This is a genomic window from Aurantimonas litoralis (assembly GCF_026153195.1).
Taxonomy (GTDB): Bacteria; Pseudomonadota; Alphaproteobacteria; order Rhizobiales; family Rhizobiaceae; genus Aurantimonas; species Aurantimonas coralicida.
Genome location: NZ_JAPFBM010000033.1, coordinates 1 through 1,075, shown reverse-complemented (window position 1 = coordinate 1,075; position 1,075 = coordinate 1). Strand labels below are relative to the sequence as shown.

Below are 1,075 nucleotides of genomic sequence, written 5' to 3'. Positions count from 1 at the left end.
GGCGGGAACTGGGTGATGACGGTTTGAGAAAGGCGGCGTATCGGGGCGGTTGTTGAAGCCTGCCCGAACCTCCAGAGGAGCGATACGCCTATGACGACGGATACCACCGTTTCCGCATTTCGACATCCCGACGCGATCGAGGATCCCCTGACTTCGGTGCTGCGCGATGGGGCCCGCCGGTTGCTCGCAGAAGCGATCGAGGCGGAAGCCGAGGTATTCCTGGCTGCGATGCAGGAGGAGCGGCTTTCTGACGGCCGGGCTCGTTTTGTCCGCCACGGCCATGGCCCCGGAGCGAACCATTCAGACGGGCATCGGCCCGGTGCCGGTTCAGCGAGCGAAGGTTCGCGACCGCGGCGGCAATGCTGGTGACGGGTCCGGCAAAGGCGGCGACCGCATCACGTTCACCTCGGCGATCTTGCCGAAGTGGGCACGGCGAACGAAGAGCCTCGATGCCCTGCTGCCGGTTCTCTACCTGCGCGGCATCTCGACCGGCGATTTCCAAGAGGCCCTTGCTGCGCTGCTGGGAAGGGACGCCCCGAACCTGTCGCCGTCGGTGATCGCACGCCTGAAGGACGAATGGACGGACGAATACGATCGCTGGCAGCGGCGCGATCTGTCGGCCCGGCGCTACGTCTACATCTGGGCCGACGGGGTCTATCTTCAGGCACGGATGGAGGATGATGCCGCTTGCATGCTCGTCATCGTCGGCGCCACGCCCGAAGGCAAGAAAGAACTCGTCGGCTTCCAGGTCGGTGTCCGCGAGAGTGCGCAGAGCTGGCGCGAACTGCTCGTCGACCTGAAAGCACGCGGTCTCGCCGCCGCGCCCGAGATCGCCGTCGGCGACGGAGCACTCGGCTTCTGGAAAGCGCTCGAGGAGATCTTCCCCGGAACGCGCCACCAGCGATGCTGGCAACACAAGCTCCTCAACATCCTCAATAGGGTCCCGAAGTCGGTTCAGCCGAACATGAAGACGGACTTGCGCGAGGTGCGGGACGCGTCGGAACGGGCGAGTGCCGAAGCGGCCATCGCGGTCTTCGCCGAGAAGTACGGCGCCAAATATCCCAAGGCCCTCGAA

The 1,075-nt window shown here is 65.0% G+C and carries 1 pseudogene; it reads left to right on the top strand.

The features are described 5' to 3' along the window. Nucleotides 1–90 precede the first annotated feature (90 nt). A pseudogene (locus tag N7I30_RS21705) lies at nucleotides 91–1,075 on the top strand (IS256 family transposase); the annotation flags it as partial.